The 26450-nt window shown below is 36.2% G+C and carries 25 protein-coding genes and 2 tRNA genes; 24 read left to right on the forward strand and 3 right to left on the reverse strand.

The window, feature by feature from the left end:
* The first annotated feature begins 116 nt into the window (after positions 1-116).
* The 3 genes from HMPREF0072_RS06075 to HMPREF0072_RS06085 all read left to right on the forward strand — a co-directional run bounded on the left by HMPREF0072_RS06075 (position 117) and on the right by HMPREF0072_RS06085 (position 3027).
* Positions 117-2081, forward strand: coding sequence for a sodium-translocating pyrophosphatase (locus HMPREF0072_RS06075; RefSeq protein ID WP_004828343.1), 1965 nt, complete (start codon positions 117-119; stop codon positions 2079-2081).
* 227 nt (positions 2082-2308) lie between these two features.
* Entirely contained in the window at positions 2309-2791 is a 483-nt protein-coding gene (locus HMPREF0072_RS11080) for a helix-turn-helix domain-containing protein (protein ID WP_004828345.1), read from the forward strand.
* 11 nt (positions 2792-2802) lie between these two features.
* Positions 2803-3027, forward strand: coding sequence for a hypothetical protein (locus HMPREF0072_RS06085; protein WP_004828346.1), 225 nt, complete (start codon positions 2803-2805; stop codon positions 3025-3027).
* A gap of 409 nt (positions 3028-3436) precedes the next feature.
* Here HMPREF0072_RS06085 and HMPREF0072_RS06090 read toward each other — a convergent pair.
* A tRNA-Leu gene (locus HMPREF0072_RS06090) sits at positions 3437-3526 on the reverse strand.
* Positions 3527-3663: 137 nt separating this feature from the next.
* On the opposite strand from HMPREF0072_RS06090, the gene ispE reads away from it, so the two are divergent.
* The 9 genes from ispE (at position 3664) to HMPREF0072_RS06135 (ending at position 12942) form a co-directional block, all read left to right on the forward strand.
* Positions 3664-4503, forward strand: a complete 840-nt coding sequence (ispE, locus tag HMPREF0072_RS06095) for a 4-(cytidine 5'-diphospho)-2-C-methyl-D-erythritol kinase (RefSeq protein ID WP_004828349.1) — start codon at positions 3664-3666, stop codon at positions 4501-4503.
* Positions 4496-5245, forward strand: coding sequence for a glutamate racemase (murI, locus tag HMPREF0072_RS06100; RefSeq protein ID WP_004828351.1), 750 nt, complete (start codon positions 4496-4498; stop codon positions 5243-5245). Before ispE ends, murI begins: the two co-directional genes overlap by 8 nt.
* Before the next feature lies 1 nt (position 5246).
* Positions 5247-6152: a Ppx/GppA phosphatase family protein gene (locus tag HMPREF0072_RS06105; RefSeq protein ID WP_004828352.1), complete on the forward strand. Its 906-nt coding sequence runs from the start codon at positions 5247-5249 to the stop codon at positions 6150-6152.
* Between the two features lie 2 nt (positions 6153-6154).
* Positions 6155-8332: an RNA degradosome polyphosphate kinase gene (locus tag HMPREF0072_RS06110; RefSeq protein WP_004828354.1), complete on the forward strand. Its 2178-nt coding sequence runs from the start codon at positions 6155-6157 to the stop codon at positions 8330-8332.
* Between the two features lie 231 nt (positions 8333-8563).
* Positions 8564-9562, forward strand: coding sequence for a M15 family metallopeptidase (locus tag HMPREF0072_RS06115; RefSeq protein WP_004828356.1), 999 nt, complete (start codon positions 8564-8566; stop codon positions 9560-9562).
* An 8-nt stretch (positions 9563-9570) separates the two neighbouring features.
* On the forward strand, positions 9571-9942 hold the full coding sequence (locus HMPREF0072_RS06120) for a RidA family protein (RefSeq protein WP_004828359.1): 372 nt from the start codon (positions 9571-9573) through the stop codon (positions 9940-9942).
* 450 nt (positions 9943-10392) lie between these two features.
* Positions 10393-10878 (forward strand): NUDIX hydrolase, encoded by a 486-nt coding sequence (locus tag HMPREF0072_RS06125; RefSeq protein ID WP_039931183.1) that lies wholly within the window; start codon positions 10393-10395, stop codon positions 10876-10878.
* Between the two features lie 235 nt (positions 10879-11113).
* The gene (locus HMPREF0072_RS06130; protein WP_004828363.1) at positions 11114-11521 is read left to right on the forward strand and encodes a hypothetical protein; all 408 of its coding nucleotides are present in this window, start codon (positions 11114-11116) and stop codon (positions 11519-11521) included.
* A gap of 53 nt (positions 11522-11574) precedes the next feature.
* Positions 11575-12942, forward strand: coding sequence for an aldehyde dehydrogenase family protein (locus HMPREF0072_RS06135; RefSeq protein ID WP_004828364.1), 1368 nt, complete (start codon positions 11575-11577; stop codon positions 12940-12942).
* A gap of 264 nt (positions 12943-13206) precedes the next feature.
* Here HMPREF0072_RS06135 and HMPREF0072_RS06140 read toward each other — a convergent pair whose 3' ends face one another.
* Positions 13207-14424, reverse strand: coding sequence for an FprA family A-type flavoprotein (locus HMPREF0072_RS06140; protein WP_004828366.1), 1218 nt, complete (start codon positions 14422-14424; stop codon positions 13207-13209).
* Between the two features lie 157 nt (positions 14425-14581).
* Here HMPREF0072_RS06140 and HMPREF0072_RS06145 point away from each other — a divergent pair, with 157 nt between their 5' ends.
* The 6 genes from HMPREF0072_RS06145 to HMPREF0072_RS06165 all read left to right on the forward strand — a co-directional run bounded on the left by HMPREF0072_RS06145 (position 14582) and on the right by HMPREF0072_RS06165 (position 19530).
* Positions 14582-16252 (forward strand): acyl-CoA dehydrogenase family protein, encoded by a 1671-nt coding sequence (locus HMPREF0072_RS06145; protein WP_004828370.1) that lies wholly within the window; start codon positions 14582-14584, stop codon positions 16250-16252.
* A gap of 86 nt (positions 16253-16338) precedes the next feature.
* Positions 16339-18129 (forward strand): NAD(+) synthase, encoded by a 1791-nt coding sequence (gene nadE, locus HMPREF0072_RS06150; RefSeq protein ID WP_004828372.1) that lies wholly within the window; start codon positions 16339-16341, stop codon positions 18127-18129.
* Positions 18119-18913 (forward strand): metallophosphoesterase, encoded by a 795-nt coding sequence (locus HMPREF0072_RS11085; protein WP_004828375.1) that lies wholly within the window; start codon positions 18119-18121, stop codon positions 18911-18913. Before nadE ends, HMPREF0072_RS11085 begins: the two co-directional genes overlap by 11 nt.
* Positions 18904-18977, forward strand: a tRNA-Arg gene (locus tag HMPREF0072_RS06155). Before HMPREF0072_RS11085 ends, HMPREF0072_RS06155 begins: the two co-directional genes overlap by 10 nt.
* 69 nt (positions 18978-19046) lie before the next feature.
* Positions 19047-19274, forward strand: coding sequence for a type II toxin-antitoxin system RelB family antitoxin (relB, locus tag HMPREF0072_RS06160; protein WP_037328504.1), 228 nt, complete (start codon positions 19047-19049; stop codon positions 19272-19274).
* Positions 19264-19530 (forward strand): type II toxin-antitoxin system RelE family toxin, encoded by a 267-nt coding sequence (locus HMPREF0072_RS06165; protein ID WP_004828378.1) that lies wholly within the window; start codon positions 19264-19266, stop codon positions 19528-19530. The genes relB and HMPREF0072_RS06165 overlap by 11 nt, the downstream gene beginning before the upstream one ends.
* Before the next feature lie 276 nt (positions 19531-19806).
* Here the strand turns inward: HMPREF0072_RS06165 and HMPREF0072_RS06170 are convergent, their stop codons facing one another.
* Positions 19807-20229, reverse strand: coding sequence for a Fur family transcriptional regulator (locus HMPREF0072_RS06170; RefSeq protein ID WP_004828380.1), 423 nt, complete (start codon positions 20227-20229; stop codon positions 19807-19809).
* A gap of 90 nt (positions 20230-20319) precedes the next feature.
* On the opposite strand from HMPREF0072_RS06170, the gene HMPREF0072_RS06175 reads away from it, so the two are divergent.
* The 6 genes from HMPREF0072_RS06175 to HMPREF0072_RS06200 all read left to right on the forward strand — a co-directional run bounded on the left by HMPREF0072_RS06175 (position 20320) and on the right by HMPREF0072_RS06200 (position 26443).
* The gene (locus tag HMPREF0072_RS06175) at positions 20320-21396 is read left to right on the forward strand and encodes a metal ABC transporter solute-binding protein, Zn/Mn family (RefSeq protein ID WP_004828382.1); all 1077 of its coding nucleotides are present in this window, start codon (positions 20320-20322) and stop codon (positions 21394-21396) included.
* A 7-nt stretch (positions 21397-21403) separates the two neighbouring features.
* A complete protein-coding gene (locus HMPREF0072_RS06180; protein ID WP_004828383.1) occupies positions 21404-22063 on the forward strand; it encodes a metal ABC transporter ATP-binding protein in 660 nt (219 codons plus the stop codon).
* A complete protein-coding gene (locus tag HMPREF0072_RS06185; RefSeq protein ID WP_004828385.1) occupies positions 22057-22872 on the forward strand; it encodes a metal ABC transporter permease in 816 nt (271 codons plus the stop codon). Before HMPREF0072_RS06180 ends, HMPREF0072_RS06185 begins: the two co-directional genes overlap by 7 nt.
* Before the next feature lie 324 nt (positions 22873-23196).
* A complete protein-coding gene (locus HMPREF0072_RS06190) occupies positions 23197-24054 on the forward strand; it encodes a CPBP family intramembrane glutamic endopeptidase (protein WP_004828388.1) in 858 nt (285 codons plus the stop codon).
* Positions 24055-24444: 390 nt separating this feature from the next.
* Positions 24445-25455, forward strand: coding sequence for a hypothetical protein (locus HMPREF0072_RS06195; RefSeq protein WP_039931185.1), 1011 nt, complete (start codon positions 24445-24447; stop codon positions 25453-25455).
* 22 nt (positions 25456-25477) lie between these two features.
* Positions 25478-26443, forward strand: coding sequence for a helix-turn-helix transcriptional regulator (locus HMPREF0072_RS06200; protein ID WP_004828392.1), 966 nt, complete (start codon positions 25478-25480; stop codon positions 26441-26443).
* Positions 26444-26450 lie beyond the last annotated feature (7 nt).

Below are 26450 nucleotides of genomic sequence, written 5' to 3' on the forward strand. Positions count from 1 at the left end.
AAAAATTTCAATAAGCAATCTAGGGAGCATAGCTCCCTTTTTATTTGCTTTAAAACATGAATAATTTATATATAAAAGTATAGTTATAACTATAATTAAATAATAAAGGAGGACTTATGTTAATTGTTATTATTTCTCTTATAGTAGCCATATTAGCCCTAGTGTTAATGGCCTACACTATCAAAGAGAGAATCCTTCCTGTATCTCAAGGTTCAAAAAGAATGCACGAGATATCAGGATACATCAAAAACGGAGCAATGACCTTTATCGCAAGCGAATATAAATTTATCGTTGCCTTCGTAGTAATCGTATCAATCCTAATTTCGATATTCCTAGACTTTAGAATCATGATTTGTTATATCCTAGGTTCAGCATTCTCAATGCTAACTGGTTTTATCGGAATGAGAACAGCTACAGAAGCAAACTCTAGGTGTGCAAATGAAGCTATGGAAGGTGGAACAAATTCTGCCCTAAAACTTGCCTTTGCAGGTGGTTCAGTAATGGGATATGCAGTAACAGGACTTGGTTTTTCAGGACTATTAATCTGCTACTTAATCTTTAGAGACCCAGCCATAGTAATGGGATACTCACTCGGTGCTTCATCAGTTGCCCTATTTGCCAGAGTTGGTGGTGGTATCTACACAAAAGCTGCCGACCTTGGAGCTGACCTTGTAGGTAAAGTAGAAGCAGGCATCCCAGAAGATGACCCAAGAAACCCAGCAGTAATCGCAGACAACGTAGGAGATAACGTAGGTGACGTAGCAGGAATGGGAGCAGACTTATTTGAATCCTATGCCGGAGCAATCATCTCAGCCATTACCCTAGGCCTTGTATCATATGGAGATGCTGGACTAAACTTCACCCTACTTTTAGTAACAGTAGGTATCCTTGCATCACTTGTAGCAAGCTTCCTATTCACATCTAAAAACCACAGGGACCCACAAAAGGCCCTCATGATGACAATCTATGTCTCAGGTGCAATCGTCCTTATTGCAGCAGTAATCTTATCATTCGCCTACTTTGGCAACATAAGAGCAGCCCTTGCAATTATCACGGGAATCATAGTTGGTATAGCAATCGGCCTACTAACAGAAGTCTACACATCAGATAAATTCAGATTTGTACAAAATATAGCAGAAGAATCAAAAACAGGTGTTGCAACAAACATCATCGCAGGACTATCAACAGGAATGCTATCATCAGTATTCCCAATCATCCTAATCTCCCTAGGCATCATAGCAGCTTACTGGGCAGACGGAGTATTTGGTATAGCTCTATCAGCAGTAGGAATGCTTTCAACAACAGCCACAACAGTATCAGTAGATGCTTACGGTCCAATTACAGACAACGCTGGTGGAATCGCAGAAATGGCAGCCCTACCAAGTGAAGTAAGAGACATCACAGATGAACTAGACTCAATCGGAAACACAACAGCAGCTATAGGTAAAGGCTTCGCAATCGGCTCAGCAGCCCTAACAGCCCTATCCCTATTCGTAACCTACTCAGAAACATTAAACCTAGAATCAATTTCAATTCTAGATAGCCATGTAGTAGCAGGAATGTTCGTAGGAGGTATGCTACCATTCCTATTCACAGCCCTCACAATGAACTCAGTAGGCAAAGCAGCTACACAAATGATTGAAGAAGTAAGAAGACAATTCAGAAACGACCCAGGTCTACTAGAAGGAACAAGCAATCCAGATTATCAAAGATGTATTGAAATCTCAACATCAGCTTCCCTAAAAGAAATGATCCTACCAGGCGTACTAGCAATTATAGTACCAATCTTTGTTGGCCTAGTATTTGGCCCACAATCCCTAGGTGGACTTCTTGCAGGAGCCCTAGTAACAGGCGTACTAATGGCAATCTTCATGTCAAACGCAGGTGGAGCTTGGGATAACGCAAAGAAATACATTGAAACCCTAGACGGTGAAAATGGAAAAGGCTCAGATGCCCACAAGGCAGCAGTAGTAGGAGACACAGTAGGAGACCCATTCAAAGACACATCAGGTCCATCACTAAACATCCTAATCAAACTAATGACAGTAGTATCAGTAATCTGCGCTGGCCTATTTATCTAATAAAATCGACCTCATCCTTGATGGGGTCTTTTTTTGCCCCTAAAAAATGGTATAATAAATGAAATAAATGCAAAAATTTAATTTATTAAAAAAATATTACATATTAAATGAAGAAAAATTATAGAAAACAAAGTGCAAGTTAAATCTTGCATTTTTTTGTGCATAAATCGGGATATTTTTATGAAAAATCATATGTATAAGTAGACTTTAATGCTAAAGGAGAATTTATGACAGCGACATATTACACAATATTGCCCGCAGAAGTCAGGCTAGATAAGAGACTTCTGCCCTTTGAGAGAATTTTGTTTTCTGATATCCTAAGTCTTGCTAACAAGAAGGGCTATTGTTTTGCCACAAACGCCTACTTTGCAAAAACCTATGGAGTATCAACCGTATCCATATCAACTTGGATTTCAAGCCTAGTCAAATATGGCTACCTAAGACGAGTTTATGATTACAAAGATAATACGAAAATGATTGAAAGACGCAAGCTCTATATAAAACCAGACTTTATGGCCTATAAAACTAGCCTTAGTGACCCACACCAAGCAGACTTTAAGCAGGGTATTCAAGGAGACTTTAAAGATAATAATATAAATATAAACAATATAAAGGATAATACAGACTACACGAGAAAAATTGATGGGGGAAAATCATATAGGGGCCCAAGGGTGTCAGATCAGCTCCAAGCTATGTTGGATAAGATCTAGAAAGGAAAAATATGGTAGATGTAATTTATAAAAAAGGTAAAAAAAATATTATCATCGACGGCAGGGAATATGGAGCAATTTCCCTTTACTTCCATATAAAAAGGAACATATTAATTTTAAAAAGATTAAAAGAAAGAGGAGAGTGGGATGAAGAGAGGCAAATGGAACATAAAGCTTATATTGAAAGGTATCTAAAAGCCTTTAAAGATAATTTCGATGATGAAGCAATCTGGTGATGAATCATTTCTTATTCAAAAAGTGAACAGGAAATCGTGCAAGTTTCTAAAGACACATGGCTTACTTTCACTTCTATATTCAGAAAAAGGCCTTTGATAAATTAGGTGTGGATGAGGATTGGCTTCTAAGCTTGAAGAAAAGTCCATGGAGGAATTAAAGTCTTATGTGCCTTATGAGAGATTTAAGGAAGTAAATGATGAAAAAAACAAATTTAAGACTGATCTATAGGATAGGGATGATGAGATACAGGATATATGATATTGTTAAGCTTTAATTTTTACTACAAAAATGCTACATTAGCATATTTTTTTGTTTGAAAATTATTTTTAAACAAAAAAGACAGAATATTTATTATTCTGACTTTTGTATTTTGCTTAGTTTTAATTTTTATACTGAATAAACATTTACTGGTGCGGGATAGAAGATTTGAACTTCCACGACCTAAAATCGGTCACAAGATCCTTAGTCTTGCGCGTCTGCCAATTCCGCCAATCCCGCATGAGATTACTAATAAATAATACTATATTTTCTATAATATGTCAATATATTTTTGGATTTTATGTAAAATTTTTCTTACATATAGTAAAAAAATTAGGTTTTGGGCTGGGATATGATATAATAATTTTGAGGTATTTATGATTAAAAAATGTTTTGCAAAGATTAACCTGAGCCTTGATATTATCTCAAAAAGACCAGATGGTTACCATAATATCGACACTTTGATGGCTAGGATTAGTCTTTATGATAAATTAGAAATAGAAAAAACAACTGACGGAAAATTTTCTTATGAGTCTAATGTTGACCTTGGAGATGTCAAAGATAACTTGATTTTTAAGGCATACGACCTTATGAAAAGTCTTGCAGGTGATAAGGCATCAGGAATTAGGGTAAGACTTACAAAAAATATTCCTGTTGCTGCAGGTCTGGCAGGAGGTTCAACTAATTGCGCGGAGACTATGAAGGCTCTTAACGAAATGTGGGGCCTATCTCTTACAACCAAGCAGCTGATGGATCTTGGGGCGAAATTGGGTGCAGATATCCCATTTTTCTTCCTTGATAGGGCTGCCCGTGCGACAGGGATTGGGGAAATTCTCGAGCCTTTTAGGATTAAGACTCCGCTTAAAGTTTTGTTGGTAAATGATGGGACAAATATTTCATCTGCTCACGTTTACAAAAAAACTAAGCTTTTTGGTCACATTAAGACTGGGAAAATTGCTGAGGGACTTAAGGCTGGCGACTGGTCTGTTGTTAATGACTTTGAAAATGTGATGGAAGATGTGGTTTTAAAAGACTTTGCCAATCTAAATCCTATCAAGGAAAATTTGATTAAAAACGGAGCTATTAAGGCCTTGGTTTCTGGGTCTGGTGCTAGTATTTTTGGGGTTTTTAGGGATGAGGATAGCCTTAACAGGGCATTTGAAAACCTAAAGGATTCCTATAAGTTTGCGAGAAAGGTGGACCTTATCGATGACTAATATTGGAATTTTCGATTCGGGTCTGGGTGGGATTGCTGTTTTAAATGAGCTTGCCAAGAAAAATAAGGCAAATTATTTTTATCTTGGAGACAATCTCAGAGTTCCTTATGGAAATAGGTCTAAGGCCGAAATTACAAGCTTTGCAACTGACATTGTAAATTTCTTGGAAGGCTACGACATTGATTATTACATAATTGCTTGCAACACAATTTCTGTGACTTGCAAGGATTATTTGAGGGAGAAATTTAAAAAGAAATTTATTACTATTGCTGATATGGCGATAGAGGCAGCTATGGAATATGATGGCGATTATCTAGCCCTTGGCACCAAGGCTACCATGGAGAGTCATTTTTATAAAACTACCCTTGAGGCTAAGAAGCCTTGTAAAGTTTATGAGTCAAAGGCGATTGACTTAGTGAATTTAATTGAGGGAGGTGTTTTGGAAGGTGCGACACTTAATGGCGCATTAGATGAATATTTATCCATCGCTAATGAAAAGAAACTTGCCAATATTATCCTGGCCTGCACCCACTATCCTATTATCAAGGGAGAGATCAGTAAAAGGCTTGATTACAAGGCTAATATTATTGATCCAGCAGTTTTTTTAGCTGATAATATCAAGACGGATGATGGGGCAAATGGGGTAAATATATTTATGACCAAAGAAAGTCAAGAAACTTCTGCTTTAATCAAAAAGATAATGGAAGTTGACTACAAGTTGACCTTTATAGGAGGTTTATAAGATGATTTACGCAATTATGGATATCGGTTCAAACACAGTTAGACTGTCTGTTTACAAGGAAAAAAATGGGGAGGCTGTGAATTTATTTTCTGAAAAAGACCAGGTTTCTCTAAAATCTTATGTGAAGGGTGGCAGGCTTTCAGAAAAGGGGATTAAGAGGCTTCATTCAACTTTGGCAAAGTTTAAGGCAGTTGTCGATAACTTTGATGATATTGACGAAGTTCACCCCTTTGCGACTGCGACTGTCAGGGATGTGGCTAATAGGTCGGAGATATTATCGCTAATTAAAGAGGACCTTGGTCTTGAAATAGAAATTTTATCCGGTGAGAAAGAGGCCCAGCTTGCCTTTGTGGGTGCTGCTGTATCTACCGATGTGAAAGAGGGAGTTCTTTGCGATATAGGCGGTGGTTCGACAGAGGTTGTCCTTATCGACCAGGGCAAGGTTATCAAGTCAACTTCCCTATCAATTGGCTCACTTTCAGCTTTTAATGACTATGTAGATGGACTTTTTGTGGATAAATTAAGCAGGAAGGAAATCGAAAAACGTGTAGTCCAACTTTTTGACGATGCATCCATGTATAGGGAAGAATTTAAGGTTTTATCAGCTGTTGGAGGTTCTGCCCGTGCAGCCCTCATGGTTTATAGGGAATACTATGACCTTGGGGATGACGTAAGGACAATGAACGCAGCAGATTTTAACAAAATGGTTAAGGACATTATTAAAAAGAGCGATAAGAAAAAAATGCACCTAATCCTTGATATCAAGCCAGATAGAATCCACACTCTTTTGCCTGGTATGGTAATTATGGATAAGATATGCAAATTTTTCTCAGTTGAAACAATAAATGTTAGTCAAACTGGAGTTAGGGAAGGATATGTCTATAGCAAGCTTTTAGGAAGGAAATAGGCATGAAAAATTATACGCAAAATAGAGAATTATCTTGGCTAGAATTTAACAAGAGAGTTATTGAAGAGGCTATGGATAATACAGTTCCAGTCCTTGAAAGGCTCAAGTTTTTATCTATTTATGATACCAACTTAGAGGAGTTTTTTATGGTGAGGATTGGGTCTTTAACTGACCTATCCAAACTTAAAAAGCAACCAATTGACAAGAAGTCTGGCATGAGCGCTAGTGAACAAATCGACGCTTGTTTAACTAAGCTTGGTCCAATGTATGAAAAAAAGGATCAAATATATTTTGACCTTGTGAATGACTTGGCAGATGTTGGTATAAATATACAAAAATTCTCAGACCTAGATGAGAAATCAAAAGACTTTTGCCAGGCATACTTTGACACAAAAATCGAACCGATTTTATCTTTTCAAATAATCGACAGGGTTCACCCCTTGCCAAGACTTGCAAATCTAAGCATGTCTGTGGTCTTTGACTTGGTTAAGAAAAAATCAAAATCGTCAAAACAAAAGGAAATAATTGGCATAATTTACCTACCAGAAAGGCTAAATAGGTGGGTTATGGTAGCCGATAGGACCTACGTCCTCCTTGAAGATATAATCAAGGAATTTGGGGCAGAACTTTTTGAGGGTTATAAGGTCCAAAATGCCTTCGTTATGAGCCTTACTAGGAATGCTGACATTTCTTATGACGATGACGATTATGATGTTGAGGAAGACTTTAGGACCTATATGAAGGGCAAGCTTAAAAAAAGGAAGAGGTTAAAGCCAGTTAGACTTGAGGTTGATAGTCCACTTGACATTGAGGATAAGGAATTTTTATGCAAGAATTTTGAATTAAACGATAAGTCAATTTTTGTCACAAAAACTCCCTTGCAGCTGGGTTTTATTTTTGACTTTATTTCTAAGCTACCAAGCAAGGTGAAAAGCGACCTTTCCTATGAAAATTTCAGCCCACAACCTTCTGCCATGGTTAATCCAAACAGGTCAATGATTGACCAAGTCCTAGAGAAGGATATAATTTTATCCTACCCTTACGAATCCATGGACCCCTTGATTAGGCTTCTTGATGAGGCAGCCACAGACCCAAATGTGGCATCTATAAAGATTACCCTTTATAGGATAGCCAAGGATTCAGAAATAGCAAAAAGCTTGATTAAGGCTAGTGAAAATGGTAAAGAAGTTGTAGTTTTGATGGAGCTTAGGGCGAGATTTGACGAAGATAATAATATTTTGTGGTCGTCAAGGCTTGAAGATGCAGGCTGCAATATTATTTATGGCTTTGATCATTACAAATGTCATTCCAAGGTTTGTTTGATTACCAGGTTTATTGATGATGAAGTTTCATATATTACCCAAATCGCAACAGGTAACTACAACGAAAAAACAGCCAAACTCTACACAGACTTTTCCTTCATGACTGGCGACATGGTCATTGGTCAAGATGCCAAAGATTTGTTTGACAACATCATGATAGGTAACCTTGATGGCGAATATGAAAAACTTATGGTTTCGCCAAAGTCAATGCCTGAAGGTCTTGAAAAATTGATCAAAAAAGAAATTAAGAAGGCTAAAAAAGGGGAAGATGCTTATATTAGATTGAAGATGAATTCCATCTCTGATAGGGGCTTAATCGACCTTTTAGTTGCCGCTTCTAAGGCAGGCGTTGAAATAAAAATGATGGTAAGGGGAATTACTTGTATATTGCCAGGTGTTGAAGGAGAGACAGAAAATATTGAAATTTACCAAATTGTCGGCAGGTTCCTCGAACACCATAGGGTCTACCAATTTGGTAGAGATAACCCAAAAGTTTATATTTCTTCGGCAGATTTCATGACAAGAAACATTAGAAATAGGGTGGAAGTGGCTGTGCCAATAGAAGATTCTGAGGTAAAAAAATATATACTAAACTTTATGGATATAATGTTTGCAGACGATGTTAAAATCAGAAAACTCTATCCTAATGGAGAATATCTCCCTGTCGAAAATAAGAAGAATTTTAATGCTCAAGAAGTATTAATGAAAAATGCTATCGAAAAATATGAGAGAGCAAAGCTAACCATAGAGGAAAATGAAATAAAAAATAATTATAAAACAATTAGGGTCCAGTCGAATAAAAAAGACCCTAGAAAAGCAAGTTTTATAGACTTTTTCAAAAATCTTTTTAAGATTTAGTCAAAATAAATCTAAAATTCATGAAAATCCGACAAAAAAGTCGGATTTTTTGATTTTTTCTTCAAAAAATACGCATTTAGCCCTATTATTTTTATTAAATTCGTGCTATAATAATGATAACGAAATGTAATATCGAACTATAGTAGGAAATTGAAATATATTTAATATTTATGCAAGATATTGCGGTCCCTTAGACTTAACTAAAATATTGAAATAAATAGAGGAATAAATATGTCAAACAAAGGTATCAGAGAGCTTAAGAGACGTAAGAGAAGAGAAGCAAGAAAAAAAACAAGAAAGGCAGTATTACTGGGTATAGGAGTAGTTTTGACTCTTACAACTGCTAAGTTTGCCTTACAAAAAGAGGATAATTACCAAATCAGAAGACCAAGTGAATACAGGATTGCATCTGGCGAATTAATGTCAAATGAAAATAGACAAGAAAAGACAAGCACATCTGATGTTCATGTGGCTACTGAAATTGGTTTTAATAATATAAAAATAAAAGATGAGCTTAAGATTGAGGATAGCGCTTACCAGGATGAATTGATTCAATATGTTAAGTGCCTCCAGACCCAATATGCTTATCAGTTTCCAAATGATTACTCAAAAACTGATAAATTTGTAAAAGAAGGTCAATACCTTGGCTTCTATGGCTGTGAAAATGGTTTTGCTAAGGTTAAGATTGATGATTCTTATTACTATGTGAACAAGTATGGGCTTTCAAAGCCTGAAGCAGGTGAAGATATCAAGGTCGTAAACGGTTTAGTTTATGTAAGCGAAGCATATCCACTACCAGCAAATTTTGATCCAGGTGTTGATAAGACTGCTAGGCGTGCCTTTGAAACTATGCGCCAAGATATGGCAAGGGCAGGACTTGACCTTAGAATAGCGTCTGACTATAGGGGTTATGAACTTGAAGGCAAGATGCACGATGCTGGTGAAGTTGATGCAGAAGTAGCTGGAACAAGCGAGCACCAGACTGGTACAGCCTTTGACTTTTTTACAGAGGGCACAAAATACAATGACAAATTTGAAGCTACTGCTGAGTATAAGTGGCTAGCTGAAAATGCTTATAAATACGGCTTTATCGAGAGATATCCAAAGGGTAAGGAAAATAAAACTCACCACAAGGCTCAAGCTTGGCACTACAGATTTGTCGGTGTAGAAAATGCTAAGGAAATGTACGACAACAACCTAACTTTAGAAGAATTTTTAAAAATCTCTTAGGAGGAAAAATGAAAGTAATCCAAACTAAAAAAGCGCCTGCAGCTGTAGGTGCCTATGCTCAAGGTATTGTTACTGATAATTTAATCTTTACATCAGGCCAACTTCCACTTGACCCAGAAACTGGCGAGTTAGAAATGGATATTAGAAAGGCAACCAAAAGAGCCCTCGAAAATATCAAGGCCATAGTAGAAGAGGGAGGCTCATCTATTGATAAAATTGTAAAATGCAATGTCTTCCTAGATGACGTAAACGACTTTGCTGCCTTTAATGAAGTCTACGAAGAATTTTTCGGCGACCACAAACCAGCCAGATCTGCCCTAGAAGTAGCAAATATTCCAAAAGGCGCAGTAATAGAAATCGAAGCTATAGCCTTGTCCTAATTTTCCGTAAGGAAAATTATGGAAATACTTATGTGGAGGCACGAACTTGTCCTCATTTTCTGGAAGAAAATGAGCAGAAAGTTCAGCTGACACTATAGCCTTGTCCTTATTTTTTTAACAAAAATAAGCAGAAAGTTCAACCGATAACCGGGCTTAGTCTAAAAAAAGATTTTGGTAAAAACGGATTGGTGAGCTCAATTTACGGAAAATATTCCTAGTATTTGTGGATAAGTTTTAAAAATGATTGCAAAGCTATACTGAAACTAAAAATAATTGTTAAATAGGGTTTGTAAAAATTTTTGAAAACAAAATCATTTTGTAAATTGTTTTACGAACCATTTTATAATTTGTTTTATATTTATATAAGAAATTAAAAAATATGAAAAAATACAATCTTGACCCAGAGGGGTCATTTTTGTTTTGTGGGAGATTTATTTTAAGGGAGAAGAGATGGATCAAGATTGTGGATTTAGTAAAGGTGATAAGTGGTTTAGATACAGAGCAGCTGCAATTATAGTCGAAGATGATTGCGTTTTGTTTGCGAGAAATGAAGCCGATGATTATTACTATTCCATAGGTGGTGGAGTCCATTTGGGAGAAAGTTCTGAAGAAGCTGTAAAAAGGGAAGTATTTGAAGAAACAGGGATTAAATATGATGTAGATTATATGGCTATAATCCACGAAAATTTCTTTGTAGGGACTTCTGACTTAGAGGGAAGTCTTTGCCATGAGATTTCCTTTTATTACATGATGAAGCCTAAGGGCAACAAAAATCTTAATAGCCATAGCCTTACTAAGGGCGGCCTAAAAGAGTCTATGCACTGGCTACCAATCGACGAACTTGAAAAGTACAAGGCCTATCCGACTTTTATGAAAAAATATCTTAAGAGTGACCATAAGGGCATAGAACATATAATTACAGATGAAAGAGACTAAGGCAAACAAGCTTGTTATTGAAATATTGTAAAGCTCAATGTAAGGACTAGCTTTTGTAATAATTTATATAATGATGGTGGGTTTTTAAGACCTTGCAATGGAAAAAATTAATCTATAAGATGGTTGGTGATATTTTATAATCTCGCCAATCTTGATTTATATACGCCAAATTTATTAAAATGGCGAGATTTTAAAATTATATAAAATTTAAAAAGCAGAATTGTAGGGGTTTTTTATGGACAATAAGATATATCTAATATTTTTAGGAGTACATATTTTAATTATTATCGTAAATTACCATCTTTTAAAAAATCCCAAACCCTATCCACCAGAGGAAGTCAGGGAGGAATTTAAAAGAGGAAGAGAAAGCTTATCTTCATATAAGTATGGGGGCGTATCCCACTACCTTCTTCCAAGACTTGTTAAAAGCCAAGCAAATTGGATTAATGGAAATGCTTATTGGTATAGGTCTAGTGTAAAATTCGGAATATTTGGTATTGGAATTACATTGATAAAAGCAATCTTAGGGGAAGTCTTTAAGCTCTTTGATCCCTTAATGGGCTTGTTTATTATCTTATTTCCCTTGGTTTTAGGAATGATAGGCCTTTGTATAAGGATGGAAAAAGACGTTTTGAAGGATTAAAATGAATAGAACATATTTAGTTAAATACTAGCTGTGAAATTGAAAGGATTAATATGAATCTTGAAAATGTTATAAAAAATCAAAGGGAATTTTTTCTTGAGAATAATACAAAATCTTATGATTTTAGGCTTAAGATGCTTAAAAAGCTGAGGAAGGCTATTGTTAATCACGAGGAGGAAATTCTTACCGCTCTTGAAGTTGATCTTGGCAAGTCAAATTTTGAATCCTATATTACAGAATATTCCTTTGTTATTGAAGAGATTGATTATGCAATAAAAAACCTTAAAAGCTGGATGAAAAAAGTGAAGGTTGGAAAATCTTTAACAACTTTTCCGGCGAAGAGTTTTTATGTTTACGAACCCCTTGGAGTTACTTTAATAATTTCCCCTTGGAATTATCCCTTTAATCTAAGTTTAGGGCCGGTTGTTGGAGCCATTGCTGCTGGCAACACCATAATTTTGAAAACCTCTTCTAAGTCAACTGCGACAAGTAAGGTAATCGCAAATATTATAGGGGATAATTTTAGGGAGGAGTATCTTATCCATCTCGATAATGCAAAACTTGATTACGATGAGCTTATAAGCCAGTCTTACGACCACGTTTTTTACACCGGTGGGCCAGGTGTTGCCAAAAAAATTATGGCAGCCCAAGCTACTCACCTTAGCAAGGTCACTTTTGAACTTGGGGGCAAGAGTCCTTGCCTAGTTGAAAAAACGGCTGATATAAAAATGGCAGCGAAAAAAATTGCCTGGGCAAAGACAGTAAATGCTGGTCAAACTTGCATCGCTCCAGATTTTCTCATCGTGGATAAGGCTATAAAAGACGACTTAATTTCAGAATTAAAGGTGAAGATAAGGGGCTTTTATGGGGAAAATCCTCTTAGCAATGTAGATTTGCCAAGGATTATTAATACCCACCATTTTGACAGGCTCTTGGGCCTTATCGACGAAGATAAAGTTGTTTTTGGTGGTGACTTTGATAAAGAAATCTTAAAAATCACCCCAACAATCATGGATGGGGTGGATTTTGATGATCCTGTTATGGGTGAGGAAATTTTTGGGCCGATTATTCCGATTATTGCCTATGATAAGTTAGATGAGATTTTAAGAAAAATCAAGAAAATGCCCAAGCCACTTGCTTTTTATACCTTTACTTCTGATAGGAAAATTGAAGAGAAAATCATCAGGGAAATGGAATATGGCAACGGGGCGATTAACGATTGTTTGATGCAGGTTACAAACCCTAGGTTGGAGTTTGGTGGTGTTGGTAATTCTGGCCAGGGTGGCTACCATGGCTACTTTGGTTTTATGAATTTTTCTAACAGGAAATCAATGGTAAAAGCCAGATTTTTTGACAATTTTTTGAGGTACCCACCTTATAGCGAGCAAAAATTGAGGCTAATTAAAAAGATTTTAGGCTAAGACTTATAAGTTGTGAAATTATATGTAAGCAGAAAAAATTCTTACCTAATAATATCTTTTTTGTAAAATTTTAAAATAAAGCTTGCCTAACTAAAAAATTTTAAAAAACCTTCTTTATATATAGGGGAAATTGATTTTGATAATTAATTTATTTTTAAAAACCTTCCCTATGTATGAGAGAAATATGGAGGGAGGTTGAGTATATTAACCGACCCTTAAAAGCAAAAAAAGGCTCGAAGTTTTCGCTTCGAGCTTAATTTTTTATTAGATTTCTGTATTTTTTAAATCTTCTGCAATTATTTTTGCAAGGGCTTTTAATTCTTCAACTTGAGGTTCTTTTACGCCTGAGTTGATTTTTACAACGTCGCCGATGTAGTTGCATTTAGCAGGCTCTAGTATTTCTTGTGAAATTTCTAGAGATTTTCCACCCCAAGACCAGTTGTTTAGGAAGGATACTGTCCTATTTTGGTAGCCTGTGCCAACTAATTCTCTTAGGAAGGCATCCATCTTGTAGTAGAGGCCTGCGTTGTAGTTGATTGGGGCAAAGACTTGATGGGTAAATCTGTGGCAATCAGCGATTGGATAAGAATAATCCCAGTCAGATATGTCATATAGAGCGATATCTTCAACGCCTTCTTGGGCTAGGTAGTTTGCGAGGATGTCGCTTGCTTGTTCTGTGTCACCGTACATTGATGCGTAGACAATAACTACACCCTTTTGTTCTGGTTTGAAACCTGCCCAACGTCCGTATTTTTCAAGGATAAAGCTAATAGATTCAGGATCCTTGTAAACAGGGCCATGAAGTGGGAGGATGGCATTGATTTTAAGGTCTGCTACCTTTTTGAAGAGGTTTTGAACCATCTTACCTTGTTTACCAACTATATTGATATAATAACGTCTAGCTTGTTCTAGCCAGTCACCCTTGTGGATAACCTTGCTTGCTTCGATATTACCAGCGATAGCGTTAAAAGAGCCAAAAGCGTCAGCAGAGAAGAAGAGACCTTCTGTTGTTTCGTAGGTCATAAATACTTCTGGCCAGTGAACCATTGGAGCAAAGACAAATTTTAGGTTCCTCTTGCCGAGGTTGATTTCATCGCCTTCTTTGATTTCTATATATCTGTCAGCATATTTGTCATCGTAGAATTGTTCAAAAAATTTGTGAGTCTTAGCATTGCCGACAAATTTACAATTTGGATATTCATTTAAGATGAAATCAATATTTCTGCAGTGGTCAGGTTCCATGTGGGAAACGACTATGTAGTCAAGATTATCTCCGTTAAGGGCTGCTTTAACATTTTCGAGATATTGTCTTGTGAAAGCTCCTTCAACAGAATCCATTAGGGCATTTTTTTCATCTTTGATAACGTAAGCGTTGTAAGAAACACCGTTTGGAACTTCAAACATATTCTCAAACCTGTCAATCCTACGGTCATTAACACCCACCCAATATATATTATCTAGTACTTCTATTATATTGTGCATATTTTCTCCTTGTTAAAAATTTTTTCTACCTTAACTATACCTGTTTTTTAGAGGATGTTAAATAATTATCTAAATTCAAAAAAGTTTATGAAAATGTTTTAGGAAAATGATAAGGGGTATCAGTTATGTATAAGCATAATAAATAAGAGGAGAAGATATGACATACAAATTAGCAAAAGATACAAAAGATTTTAGAAAATTCGTTAGAGATTTTTCTGAAGAAAAGCTTAGACCCCTCGCTAGCTATATGCAGGAGGCTTTCCCAAAAGAAGTTCTAAAAGAAATTGGAGAAGCTGGTCTTTTATCCATCCCTTTTGAGGAAAAATTTGGAGGAGCTGGTTTAAGTTTTGAAAATTACGCCATAGCCATCGAAGAATTAGCAAGGATTAATTCTGGGCTTGCAAGCCTTGTCATAGCCCACACATCCCTAGCGACTTGGCCTATAAATGCCTTTGGTAATGACAAACAAAAGGAAAAATATTTAAAGCTATTTTTAGATGGGAAAAATCTAGCAGGTCTTGGCCACTATGAGGAAGATGAGGAAATAAAGACTACTGCCACAGATGAGGGCGACTATTTCCTACTTAACGGTAAGAAAATCCTAGTAACCAACGCCCGTCTAGCAAATTATTACCTAATAACAGCCCTTACAAATCCAAGAGATAAGGAAAATGGTCTTTCACTTTTCATCTTGGATAAGGATTGCCCAGGACTTTCTTTTTCAAAAACCTATGACAACTTAGGTTCAAGATCAGCTATCACTGGAGATTTGATTTTAAAGGATGCAAGGGTTCCTAAGGAAAATTTACTTGGTGAATTGAACAAGGGTGTAACTTATATGGAAGAAATTTTTGAGGCAAGTAACCTTGCAACAGCTGCCCTTGCCCTAGGTCTTGGTGATGCTAGTTATGAGGCGAGTCAAGCTTATTTGCAAAGTGGTCTAAAGAGTTTCAAGGCTCGTAAGGCTGCTAAGGTCAACCGTCCAATCCTCGCTTCTATGGCAACAGATCTTAAGGCAGCACAGATGATGGTTAGGGATGCGGCTTTAAAAATGGATGCTAAGGCAGAATTTTATGGCAAGGATACTTCCATGGCCAAACTTTTTGCTTCAAGGTTAGCAGAAGATTTAACTTCTAAGGCCCTTGATATGTGTGGTGGCATTTCTTCACAAGCTACTGACCTTGAAACACTCTACAGGGATGCCAAGGTTTGCCAAATCTATGATGGTTCAAGTGACCTTATGAAGGAAATGATTGCAACCTATATTTTAGATAAAAAAGAAGTGAAGAAGGCTACAAAGGCAGAAGACGCCGTTAAAAAAGAACCTGTTAAGGTTGAAGAAAGGAAGAAGGAAGTCTTTGTTGGAGATGTTAGGGAATCTGTTAAGAAAGTTGTGGCTGCCCTTCTTGCTGATGGGATTAAGCTTAAGAAAGACCCAGTTGACCTAGAAGGCCCAGTAGACTCTGCTGAGAGGGCTGTGGCTGTAGGTATGGGTCTAGGAGATAAACAAAACCTAGAAATGGTCAAAGAATTGGCTAAACTTACAGGATCAGTACTCGGTGCATCAAGACCTGCCGCCCAAGTTAGGCACTATGTTTCTGATGACCACTATATTGGCGTTAGTGGCAAGAAATTTGCAGGCGAGCTATATTTTGGCATAGGCATTTCTGGTGCTCTCCAACACTTAAAGGGCATCGAAGCTGCGAGAAAAGTTGTAGTTATTAATAACGATGAGGGAGCACAATTTTTCAAAAATTGCGATTATGGTATAGTTGGCGACTTTACCGAAGTCTTACCAATCCTAATTGAAGAAATCAAAAACCTATAAAATTTCCATTTTAAATTTAGAGAGCAGGACCCGTTAGGGTCCTCTTTTTTTTATCTAGAAGGGGTAAAATAAGATTAGGTGATAAAATGAAAAGAAATATAAAAATAAAATCTGCATCTTTTCCAGTTTCTTTGGGAAATGTGCCAGAAAATCTTAAGAAAATAAAAGAATTAATCAAAAAATCTGAGGAAGAAAAGGTAAATATCCTATCCTTACCAGAACTCTGCCTTACAGGGGCAAGTCTTTATGACGCCTATTTAGAGGAAGATTTGCTAAAATCAGCAGAAGATGGCCTCAAAGATTTAATCGCCTTTAGCGAAAAATTTGACCTAGCCTTCACAATAGGTCTTCCAATAAGGACTGAATTTGGTCTATATAATGCCATGGCCCTTATAAAATCCGGCGAACTTATGGGTCTTGTCAGCAAGGAAAATTTAAAGCCTTACGAAAAAACAATTTTCGAATCTGAGCCAAGAGGAGAATTTAAGGTCCTTGATTATAGGTTGGATGAAGAACCTTTTGTAAGTATTATCTCTGGCCTAAAAATCGGAATCACCATAGGTGAAGACGAGGAAATGACCATTCCAAAATCATTAAAATTAAAGGAAATGGGTCCAGATATTATCCTAAATCCATCAGCAGTTGCTAGAAATATTTTCACTGGTGGTAAAATCCGCAAAAATATTGAATTTCTATCAAAGGATGTGATTTATGTCCACACAGGAGCAGGCTTAGGCGAATCGTCCACAGACATGGTTTACACAGGCGAATCTTACCTGGCAAAAAATGGTCAAATCCTAGATGGAGACACCCAAGTATTTTATATAGAAATATATAATGAAGATTGGACTGAAAATTTCAATATCTTTACCGATGAGCCTTACCGTGTGGAGAAATTCCCATACTTGCCAAAGGCAGAATATTCTAAGGAATATATGGAAGATGCACTTGAAATTCAAGCCCTAGGTCTTTTACAAAGGATGAAGGCTGTGGGAACTGAAAAGGTATTTTTGGGAGTTTCTGGAGGTATTGATTCAACTGCAGTTCTTCTTGCAATTGACAAGGCTTATGAAATTGCTGGCTTTGACAAGGAAAAAATCGGTGCCTACACCATGCCGGCCTTTGGCACAAGCGACAGGACCAAGTCCAACGCCTACCTTTTGTGTGAGGCTTTGGGTATCGACCTTAAGGAAATAAATATTTCAAAGTCTGTCACAGCCCATTTGCATGACATAGGCCATGATGGAAAAACTGCTGATCTTGCCTACGAAAATGCTCAGGCAAGGATGAGGACCCAAGTCCTCTTTGACCTATCGAACATGGGTGGGGGCCTTGTTATAGGAACTGGTGACCTATCTGAAAATATGCAGGGTTTTGCCACCTTCAATGGTGATCACATGGCATCTTACGGCCTAAATGCGACCTTGATGAAGACTGAATTAAGGTATCTAATTAAGTCCTACGCCCATTTTACAGGCAATGATAAGTTGAAAAAAGTTTTGACAGATATCTTGGCAACACCAATTTCACCAGAACTTGTCAGCGAAAAGGCAGGAGAAATTACCCAAAAAACTGAGGATATAATCGGCCCTTACGAGCTTCTGGACTTTTTCATCTACCACCACTTGACCTACCACAAGAGCGCAAGGCAAATCCTAACCGAAGCGACCTACGCCTTTGGTGATAGCTACGATGAGGGGACAATCAAAAAGTGGCTTAAATCATATTTTAAACGCTTTGCCCAATCTCAATTTAAGCGCTCTACTGCTGTTGACGGTCCAGATGTGACCGGAAGGAGCTTTTCGCCAAGACTTGGCTTTAAGATTGCCTCCGACATGGCGAGCGACCTTTACCTAGGAGACCTAGATGAAAAATAAAAAACTTGTGGCAGGACTTGTTCTTGCCACAATGGTTTTGACAGGCAAATACCTTCACGACCAGGCCTTTGTTGGCGTGGAGAAAAAGGTCACCATAAAAAATTCCAAGGTCAAAACCGACCTAAAAATAACACATATATCAGACCTACATTCAAATGTCCTTAGTAATTTGGATGAAGTTCTCGATAATATCAAGGCCTTTAACCCTGATTTGATTTTTCTAACAGGGGATATGATCGATTATCCGACTCCAAGCAAAATCGAAAGAACCATGTACTTCCTCAAAAGACTATCAAAACTTGGGATAAAAACCTATTTTGTATCCGGCAACCACGAGGAAGCTTCAGAAGAATCTACCATTTTCTATGAGCTAATAAAAGATTTAGCCATCAGTAAACTAGACAATGAAGGCGAATTTTTGCAAATAAGGGACAACAAAGTCTATGTATACGGAGTCCCATATTGGGGGGTGGACCTAAGTAATTTCAAGCCAGAGGCAAGCCTAAACCTAATTTTGGCACATTTTTCAAAAAGAATTAGGGAAAATTACGACCCAAGGATGGATATAATTTTTTCAGGCCATACCCACGGTGGTCAAGTGAGAGCACCCTTCATAGGAGGACTAATAGCCCCAGGAGAAGGATATTTTCCAGACTACGACATGGGACTTTATGAGTATAAGCAAAGTCAGATTTACGTATCAGCAGGTCTCGGCAACACCTTCTTGCCCCTAAGGTTTTTAGACCCAATCTCCTACACCAACATCACAATCAAGCGTCCTTAGTTTAGTGGCAAAATAAGGGTGTCCGAAGCCCAAGACCAGGGTTCGATTCCCTGAGGACGTGCCAAATATTTTTGCATAAATATTGAATTTTTCTACAAATGTAGTACAATGTAAACAAGAACTGGAGGTTTTTATGAGCGTTGTATCACTTAGACTAAATGAGGAAGAAAATAACTTGTTTAGAACATATTCTAGACATACTGGTAAATCATTATCCGAACTTTTTAAATCAGCTCTTGCAAATCAAATTGAAGATGAGTTTGATTACGATACAGGGATCAAGGCTTTGAAAGATTTTGAAAAAAAACCTATAACCTATTCTATAGATGATTTAATTTTGGAATTAGAAAATGACTTATAGGCTAGTTGTTTCAGAAAATGTTAGGAAAAAAATTAAGAAAATGGACAAATATCTTGGCCTCATGCTCGCTAAGGATATGAAAGCCAAACTTGATGGTTTAGAAAATCCCCGAAGATTTGGCAAGGCCTTAGTTGGTGAATATAAGCGACTTTGGCGATACAGGATTGGTGCCTACAGGGTAATTTGTGACATTAGAGATGATGAGCTAATTGTCCTTGCAATTGATATTGGACATAGAAAAAATATATATGAGTGAAAAAGAGCTATCAACCACAAGTGTGGTTTTAGCTCTTTTTGTGTTTTAATAAAGAAATGAACTACAAAAATATTTGGTATGATTTCAAATATTAAATAAGAAGATATTTCCTTAAATAATGTAAATTTTTCGGTAGTTCGAAAAGTACAAACAACTGTATTTTAAATTTTTTACAATTCCTAATATTGTAGGTTTAAATCCTACTCAAATGGTTTCTTTTTCCTTTATTAATTGGCTGATTGATGCAAGGCCTAGGGAAAAAAGATAAAGATTATCCTAGGCTTGGTTCATTTTTCTTTGGCAGGCAGGACATATCCCGTAAAATTCGAAGTTGTGGCCGTTTATTATGAAGCCTGTTTCTGCGGCTACTTCCTTTTCTAGGTCGTGGACTGGACAAGATTTGATTATATATTTTTTGTGGCAGTGACTGCAGGTGATAAAGTGCTTGTGGTCGTCTTTTTTTAGCTGGTAGTAGGAAATTCCATCTAGGTCAGATGTCTTGAGCAAGAGGTCGTTTTCCTCAAGGATATTGAGGTTACGATAGACTGTTGAAAGGTCAATTGCCATTTCTTTCTTGAGGTCATCGTAGATTTCTTGGCTAGATACAGGTTCGTTTTTTTTGTCTATGTAATCTAATATCAACCTGCGCTGCTTGGTGATTCTGAGGTTTTTATCTTTTAAAAGGTCGTTTAATTGCATTTTTCCCTCCTTAAATTTATTATACTTTATTTGACAGAGATGAAAATACCTATATAATACTACTGCAAATGATTTGCAAAAGGAGAGTTTATGAAAAAGAAAAATATATTTATGGCTTTAGCCCTTGCCCTAGCTGTAACAGGCTGTGGCAACCAAGCTAAAGAAAGCCCAAAAACAGAAACAAAACAAGAAGAAAAGACAGAAAAACAAGCAGAATCAAAGGTGATTTACGCTTCTTTTTATCCAATTTACAACCTAACCAAGCAAATTGCTGGCGATAAGTTTGATGTAAAGGCCTTTAATTCCCTTACAACAGAAAGCCACGATTTCGAACCATCTGCTAAGGAAATTGCAGAGCTTAGCGACTCTAAATTAATTTTTATGAATGGCGCTGGCATGGAAGAATGGAAGGATGCTGTTGAAGGTAGTGTTGGAATAGAAATGGTAGATACAAGTGCTGGCCTAGATTTAATCAAGGCTGACCACGAAGACGCAGATCACGACCATGACCATGAGGATAAAGACCACGAGGACGCAGACCATGACCACGATCATGAAGATAAAGACCATGACCATGAAGATAAAGACCACGATGATCACGACCACGAAGATGGCGAAGAAGAACACCATCACCACCACCATGGTGAGTTTGACCCACACACTTGGTTATCACCAATAAATGCCAAGGCTCAAGCTAAGGTAATAGCTGACAAATTAGCAGAAATTGACCCAGCTAATAAAGATTATTACGAAAAAAATTACGAAAAAATCGCAAAAGAATTTGATGAAATTATCAAAGACTACAAGGAAAAATTTGAAAAAGTTACTAACAAAAAGTTCATCGTTCCTCATGAGGCCTTTGGCTATGTAGCAAGAGATTTTGGTCTTGAACAAATTCCTCTAGCAAGCCTTACATCGACAGCAGATCCAGATGCCAAGGTAATGAAGGAAGTAACAGATTTAGCTAAGGCTGACAAGATTAAGACAGTTTTCTTTGAAAAAGGTGGTTCAGACAAGGCTGCAAAGACTATCGCTGATGAGATAGGTGCAGAAGTAGCCCCACTATCAACAATGGAATTTGCAACCCAAGAAGAAATCGACAAGGAAGTAACAATTCAAGAAATAATTAAGGAAAACCTTGAAAATATATATAAGTCTCTAGCATAATATATGTATGAAGCAAATTGAGATAAAAAACCTAAAGTTTGGCTATAATGAAAATTTAATATTAAAAGGTATAAACTTAGACCTTGATGAGGGAGACTTTGCGGTGATATCCGGCGAAAATGGATCGGGCAAGTCCACCCTTATCAAGCTAATTCTAGGCGAGTTAAAAAAAGATTCCGGAAGCATAAAACTTTTTGGCATAGATATGGAAGAGTTTAAAAATTTTGACAAGGTTGGCTATGTGCCCCAAGTAAATGAAGCCATAAAGGTTGCCTTTCCGGTATCAGCCAGGGAATATGTTGGCCTAAACCTCTATAAGGAATTTTCAATTTTTAATACTATTACAAAAAAATCCAAATTGAAAATAGAAGACACTTTTTCCACCCTAAAAATAAAAGACCTTATAGATAGGACAGTCAACAACTTATCCGGTGGTCAAGCCCAGAGAGTTATGATCGCAAGGGCCATGGTAAATAATCCCGATATATTGATTTTAGACGAACCAACAGTCGGCATCGACCAAAAATCTAAGGAAGACTTCCTTAATCTTTTAGTCCACCTAAACCGCCACCACAAAATATCAATCCTAATGATAACCCATGAAATGGACATCCTTGGCGATTATGTAGACAAGGTATTTAAACTAAAGGACGGCCTTATATGCTAAGTTATGATTTTATGCAAAGAGCCCTAGCTGTTGGCGTAATGCTTGCAGTCATCATCCCCATGATTGGCCTTGTAATGATAAATAGGAAAACATCCATGATAGGCGACGCCCTATCCCACTCTTCACTAGCAGGTATTGCCATGGGACTGATTTTCGCCATAAATCCCATGTGGACATCCTTGGTATTTTGTGTTTTAGGCGCCTTTGCCATAGACATAATCAGGAAAAGATTTAAGGACTTTGGCGATATGGCGACAGCCATCATCATGAGTTTTGGCATTGGACTTGCGGCCATCCTATCGGACTTTTCCCCAGGAGGCAAGAGCTTTGAATCCTACCTCTTTGGGTCAATCACAACAGTTTCAAAGGAAGACGTCATCCTGGTAGGGATAATTTTTGCCTTAGTCGTCACCATGTCGCTTTACTTTTACAACGCTCTCTTGTTTATATCCATAAATCCGATAATGGCAAGGCTGGCAGGTGTGAGGGTAGGAATAGTAAACGGAGTATTTACCTTTCTAACAGCCATCACAATCGCCATCTCAGCCAAAATCGTAGGGGCACTGATGATTACATCTTTAATGGTAATCCCAGTCGCCACAGCCCTTTTAATGAGCGATTCCTACAAAAAAACCTACCTAATATCCTTAATATTTTCGGTAATTTTTATGCTAATAGGCATCACCCTATCCTTCTACTACGGCCTAAAACCAGGAGGCTCCATAGTAATGATAGCTATAGGAACCTTGCTAATAGTGGCAATAAGTAAAAAAATAAGAGGAAAAATCAAAAAAATGACCTCCAAATAGGGGGTCTTTTTGCTTGGGTGGGTGTATGTTCACTTAAATTATAGTCTAAATAAATTTTCTATATATTAGTTTATATATGGTTTTGTATCAAAGGAAAATAGCCTCAATACAGTATGAATTTCTGAATTTTTCAGTATATTTTCCTAAATTTATTTAGTAAAAACTGATCCAAGTTTAACTTTAGAAATGTTTAAATATTAAGTTGTAAAGCATGGTATAATATTACAGAAAAATTATTCAAAGTGAAATGACCTAAGAGGTGGAATATAGGATTTTCCTATGATAAATTATGTAAAATATTAATAGAAGACAGGAGAGAAGATTATGGTAAATAAAAATAAAATAAAGAATTTTTTAAAAATCATCTTAAGGATTTTTGTATTGTTGCTGGCAATCGCCGTTTTCACTGGCGGGATTATGCTTGCCCTATCACTAATTTTTTATGGAAAAACCCACTTTAATAGCGACTATAAAAATGCAAACCTAGTGATGTTAATGGGAACTACGGGTCAATTATTAGCAGGCATATTTTTTGTGAAATTTATTTTAAAAAAGAAAATTGATTACATCTTTTTTAAAAAAGAAGACCTTGCCAAGAACATTTGCATTGGACTCTTCCTAGGCTTACTGCAAATCTCAATTTATGTATTATTAGATATGGGGAGGGGAGTTTTAGGATACAGTGGAAGTAGCTTTGGTAATTTTAATTTGATATTTCTTGCCTACTTTATAGGATTTTTTATCCAATCAACATCAGAAGAAGTCTTGGTAAGAGGTATCTTAACTAGGGTCTTATCTGATAAATTTGGAAGAAACGTTGCAATCTTACTACCTTCGATATTTTTTGGACTTTTGCACCTGGGTAATGAAGGAGTTACAATTTTATCAACCCTTAACACAATCCTAGTGGGCATATTTTTTGCAAAATTACTATTTTATAAAGGAAATATTATGTTGACCTCTGGAGTTCATGCAGGTTGGAACTTTTCCATGGCAATGATTTATGGATTAAACGTAAGTGGCTTTAGTGGATTTGATAGCTTACTTAATTTTAAAATTTTAAATTATAACTTGTATGATGAAATTTATGGACCAGAGGGCAGTATAGTAGTAACATTTATTGAAATTATAAGTATTTTTATTATATTTTATTTAGAAAGAAGAAAAGAAGTAAATAAATAGACGATAAAAATTTTATTAATGAATTCAATCTTTAGGTTCTCTAACTATTGGATATTATATTGGTGACCTTAAAATTTTTATTGAAAGAGATGATAAGTACAACTAAAAATGGATTCAGTAAATCTTCTTTATGAAAACGGATACCTTCATCAATTGAGTGAAGAAGTATTTGATATGGTTTTATGCTAGTCGGCAAATTATATAAATCAGAGGTAAGACTATGAGTGTTTAAACTCATAGTTTTTTTCTTACAAGCTAAAGATTTACCAAACTATTTTTACAAAATACCTATTTCAATGAGGAATTAGGGGGCCATTTTTTGATGGAAAAATTTACCTGTACAATTTTTTGTACATGACCTTTGTTATAATAATCATAAGAGGTGATGGTATGAATCTGGAAGAAAAGATTTTGCGTATAAGTAGAGTCAAATACGGAGAAAATCCTTTTATAGAAGATAGGATAAAAAAGGAAATGGAAGTAATAAGAGGAAAATCTTCGGAAGATGAAATTGACTTTCTCTTGTTCTTAAAGGAAAATCTCGACCAAAATATCCTTATCGAAAATTTGCCATTTTTTAGTTTTTATCTTTTAGGTCTTAGCCTTATAAATCCACTTCCTGCCCACTATTACAACGAAAAAACCAAGGAACTTATTTTTGTAAATGAGGTGGAATATGGGGTTGATTTAGAAAAAAAGGATGGGTTTAGCCGAGATGGATTTAATATTGATCTTTCATATATATTTGAAAATAAAATTTATTTTGAAGTTCAGATTGATAAAAAATATGAGGATAGAGTAAGGTTTTGGGTATTGGAATATTACGATTATGGACCAGGGTATCTTTGGTGTATTTACAAGGGGATGGAAAAATGTGGCTTATATTTTACACATTTTATTTATCTTGATAAGTTAAATCCCTTATATTATGAAAAAAATATCTATCAAGACATAGATATAGAAGATTTTAAAGATTATTTATTTGGTTATTATCTTAATGAAAAAATTGAATTGAAAAATGTTTATCCTAGAAAGGCGACTGAATCTTTAGAAAATTTCGATTATGAGGAAAATATAAGAAGCTTTGGGGATTTTATTTATCTATTAGGGCTGACAAAGACCTTTACCAGGGCATATTCCTTGTTTATAGACTTTGCCAATAGAAATTATCCATCAAATAGGGAAGAAATTTTTGCTTATTATTTAGACCATGGGCTTGATAGGGAAAGAGCTGCAAAGCTTGCCTGTGACATAAGTTTTTCCGAGGCTAGTAATCTTCCAGAAATAAATCCAGAAATAGATGACTACCTTAAAAAAATCACCCATACTTGGGATAAGACAAGCCTAGTAAAAGTCACCCTTTATTCTTATTTAGATTATAAAATTAATGCTTTAATATGATATAACATTTCCAGGAGGACCTATGGCAAGTTCGAGATTAAATATTTTATATATCCTAGAAATTCTTCGTGAAGAAAGTGATTCCGACCATATACTTTCAATGGCCGAAATAAGGAAAAAACTCTTTTTATATTATGGTGTAAATCTAGATAGAAGGACTGTTACAAGCGCAATTAATGATCTAATTGACTTTGGAATTGATATTTCAACCTTTACGGACAATGGACTAGGCTATTATTTAATAGATAGGGATTTTGAAAAAAGCGAGACATATCTTTTGATGGATGCCATTTTTTCCCTTGCCTACATTGACAGGGACCAGTGTACAGAGCTTTTAAGGAAAATAGGCAAAAGTCAGTCTAAATACCAAAGGTCAGTTGATAAATACATCAGCCAGACAGATTTTTATAGGACGAAAAGAACTTCAAACAAGGAAGTTTTCCTAAATATAGAAATTATAAACGAGGCAATTGAGGAAAATCGCCAAATTGAATTTACTTATCTGACCTATGGGCCAGATAAGAAACTTGTGCCAAAAAGGAAAAGACCTTACAAATTAAATGCCTATAGGATCCTAGCTGACAATAAAAAATACTATCTTTTGGGAACGACGCCAGGTTTTACAAATATTTTGTCCTTTAGGATTGATTTTATAAAGGATATAAAAATTTTAGACGAAAATAGGGATTCCTTTAGGGAAGATGAATTAAATAGGCTAATAGAAAAAGCCAGCCACGCCTTTTTTGGTAAGCCGTCATTCATTAAAATTCGTTTTGACAAGGATATTTTAACCTATGTCATAGATCAATTTGGAACGGATATAAAATTAAGGGAAGATGGCGATTATTACCTAGGAGAATTTATGGCACCCGAAAAGGGCATAGAATACTGGGCTCTGCAATTTCTTCCTTATGTGGAAGTTCTAGAGCCAGTTAGCCTAAGAGAGTCGGTTATTGAAAGTGTGAAAGAAAATTTATATGGGATTTAAGGAGAGA

The organism is Anaerococcus lactolyticus ATCC 51172 (assembly GCF_000156575.1).
In the GTDB taxonomy this organism is placed as follows: Bacteria; Bacillota; Clostridia; order Tissierellales; family Peptoniphilaceae; genus Anaerococcus; species Anaerococcus lactolyticus.